Raw genomic sequence first — 3483 nt, forward strand, 5'->3', positions numbered from 1 at the left:
TATGAGCCGTCTGCTCTAACCAACTGAGCTAAGGGTACGAGAAGCCACCACAACTCCTGCTAACAAAAAGAATGGACCTGAGAAAAGATAAATTATTTTTTTCATTCTTCATGTTGTGATGGCATCTTTATTATTACATATTTAATAGCAAAAAACTAGGTTGTACTTATTCTTTGTAGAATATATTATTTTATGCTATTATTTCTAAGTCATAAAAAGAAAAAGCTTCAGATACTTATCTTTTGGGGAAAGACTCTAGGGTTAGGAGGTATCTGAAGCTTTTTTCTATGTTTATTATCTCACATGGTTATTTTTTAGTCTATTATTTTCTTAACTTTTTCAGAAGAACGAAAAAAAGACCTCGCCCAAGATTGAGCGAGGTTTATACTACATTGCTATTAATTTTTCAAGTTCATCTATATCTGTTGCACTAGATTTAATTTCATCAATTAAAGTATGCATTCCATTTGTTTTCTGACTTATATCAATCGCCTTTATCTTAGAATCAGCTTCTGTAAGTATTCTAATAGCTGATTTTGTATCACTTAATAAAGTAGAGTCTACATTACTATCATACAATAATGATATTTTATCTGAATGAGTATAGTTAGTACTGAGTACATTAATTTTTTCAAACCAATCAGGAAGCAGTTCAATGTTTCCTGGAGCAGATTGAATCAAATCAATGTTGTTATTCACTCTGTAGGCAAAATCAATTTGATACTTAAATGGCAACGTCGGTGATGGTGCTATCTTAACATTTGTTTTTATTTTGTAATTCAAAAGTTTTGCTTCGCTAAGAATAGAACTTGCTTTTTCTTTTATAACTAACTCACGAGTAGCAGTTTCAGATTTTACAAACTTCTCGCCGATATAAGTTACTTGAAGGTTGCTCATCAATTGCTCTACATTAGAAGTTTTAGCATATTGAGGTTCAGATAATACAAATCCTTTGGGGAGATCATTTCCTTTAGCTAAATGATGAATAAGATTTTCAGAAATATTTGTTATAGGATACTGATCGTTTTTTATTTGAGAAATCAAGTAGTCAAAATAATCTTTTCCATATCTATAAACATCTTTTTGCAGCTTGTTCTCAAAAGCTGCTTTAAATTTTATATTATCCGGTTCAAGTAAAGAGTACTTAACTGTACTTTTTTCTGACTCTTCAATGAAAATACCAATATTTAAAAATTCTCCTTTAGTAAAATCTGCCACATACTTTATTATAGAGTACCAGTAGGAATTTCTGATTTCCATTTTAATGCACCTCCTCTGTAGTTAGAAAAAGCCTGCCATAAAGTTAATCTTTCAATCATAGGTCTCACCAATTTCGCTTGTCTGATGATGAATTCAGAATAAAGGTCTTTTTGCAGTAATTTATTTTGAAGCCATTCTTCCGGTATATCTGATAGCATATCATCCAATTTTCTTTTATCAAGTGTTTCCAATAAATAAATTGGTTCCATAAAAGAATGGTTGTCAGGATTTTCTAAATGAACATGTGTTTCAATTGCTTTAAACACTTCACCAGCTAAATTAAACGGTCGGTGTCCACCATAATACTGGGCTATGTCAATTATTAATTTTAGCTGTGAATTGATGTAATTATTCATTTCGGCAGAATCATTAAAAATATTTGATCGTAAAAAAGATTCTTTGGTTTTATCATACACTGGACCTCCGAAACAGTGACCATGGTCTATCGCATAAAGCATACGCCCCTTTTCAGATTTCCCTATTATAAGATTACCTTTATTGTCAAATCTATCGAAATTACCTAACAAAAGATCCATCACAATAATTGAAGAAACTATTTCAGGATTTTGGATATCTTTAAAAAATTGGTTCCATGGTCTCCTCATATATGGTTTTTTTAATCTCACTAATTCTAAGAAGTTTTCAAATAAATTATCTTCAACTTCATTGACTTTTTTTGTACCAAAATAAAGACCTGGACTATACCTTTTTTGAAAAAGTAGGTCTGAATTAGCGGTCATAATGTCATTTTCTATTTCTAAAATTGTAATATCTGGAACATCAATACCCAAATATTTAGCCATATTATGGGCTAGTACCTCATGAAAAAAAACTGCATTTTCATTTATCCAACCTTCGTTTGTTCGAACAAAATTATTCTTTATAAAATAAAGGTCTCCATCTGAGGCTTGCACTAATAGAGGACGACTTTGCCCCAAATTAGGTGCTTGATCCTTAATAAAGGAGTCTACAAATAGTTTTTGCAATTAGCTCACCTCAATTTATTGATTTATCTGCTAACATAATTAAACCAAAAGAAAGCCCTAAAGACAATAGCTTTTGGGCCTCTTAGCAGATATAATCTTTGAGGATTATGGAGTTACTTTAACATATAGGGAACATAAGTTCAAATTAAACGTTTATGAAATTAAAACAACACTTTTTGACATCCATAACATTAAATTTGTAATAAAAATGTTATATATGATTCCAAGTACCGCCCCTCATCGAGGGGCTATTTTTATCTTTGCGGAATATTCAAATACCACCGTTTATCGTGAAAATCTTGCGCACCGCCTTGCGTGTTACCTTTCGGATCGTTCGTTGCACGCATCATAACGTATACTTTCTTGTTAGGAAAATTACGCATATTGAAAGAAACATGATAGCCAACATTACCATAAGTGCCGTAGGGTTGGTTTACGTCTGGGCGTGAAACGCCATTAGCATTTACTCGAGCTAATTCTTTCCCAGTATTGTAATCCATAATGAAAATATATTCGTATTGATAGTTAGCAATATGCCAGCCAGCCACATGCAAGTTTGCGTTTTCGATTTCTCCGAACTGATCAATGTGAGAATGATTCGTTCCATCTGTTAAAGTCGGATTAGCTGCACCAGCTCGTGTTGGATCAATGACAGGCTTGTTTCCAGAAGTCGTTGGATTTTCATCTGTAAATCCATGGGTTAAATCGTAAGCCAGTTTCTCCTTACTTACGCCCATTTCTGATAAGTATCCATAAGGATCAGTGTGATCGCCCCAAATATTTTGTGTTACCCATAAATGTGATTTGATTCCTGGTTGGTTATAAGGCGTGTCCAATGTTAATGGAATACCATATTTTATTGCTGAATCTCTAGCCAATTCAACGTATGCCTTGTAGTTTTTCTCAAACGTTGCTTTATCATGTGTGTGTTGTAACTCGATTTGCACGGGACTGTTAGCATTAGCATACGAACCAGCACCGTACTGTACATAACCAGGTTGTCCAACTTGGTAAACAATTCCACCGTCTCCCACAATATAAGCAGTATAAGCACTAGTCCATGAACGTTGCATATATTGCGCTTCATTGCGTCCTGTTGCTGTTTCATTAGCCGTTTCGTGCAGTAAAATGTACTGATTATTTGCTACTTGTGAGCTACCTTCGTTTGAGCCCAAATTAAATTCATTGTTAATCGTATAGGCGAACCCATTAATTGGCAATAAAAAAAGAGCCATTA

The 3483-nt window shown here is 33.4% G+C and carries 3 protein-coding genes; all 3 read right to left on the reverse strand.

The window, feature by feature from the left end; genetic code table 11:
• Positions 1 to 387: 387 nt before the first annotated feature.
• On the reverse strand, positions 388 to 1260 hold the full coding sequence (locus HMPREF2731_RS02125) for a hypothetical protein (RefSeq protein WP_070872235.1): 873 nt from the start codon (positions 1258 to 1260) through the stop codon (positions 388 to 390).
• Positions 1227 to 2246, reverse strand: a complete 1020-nt coding sequence (locus tag HMPREF2731_RS02130; RefSeq protein WP_070872237.1) for a HipA family kinase — start codon at positions 2244 to 2246, stop codon at positions 1227 to 1229. Before HMPREF2731_RS02130 ends, HMPREF2731_RS02125 begins: the two co-directional genes overlap by 34 nt.
• 254 nt (positions 2247 to 2500) lie before the next feature.
• A complete protein-coding gene (locus HMPREF2731_RS02135; RefSeq protein ID WP_070872239.1) occupies positions 2501 to 3481 on the reverse strand; it encodes a peptidoglycan recognition protein family protein in 981 nt (326 codons plus the stop codon).
• Between the last annotated feature and the right edge of the window lie 2 nt (positions 3482 to 3483).

Origin of the sequence: Enterococcus sp. HMSC072F02, assembly GCF_001837725.1 — a bacterium.
GTDB lineage: Bacteria > Bacillota > Bacilli > Lactobacillales > Enterococcaceae > Enterococcus_B > Enterococcus_B lactis.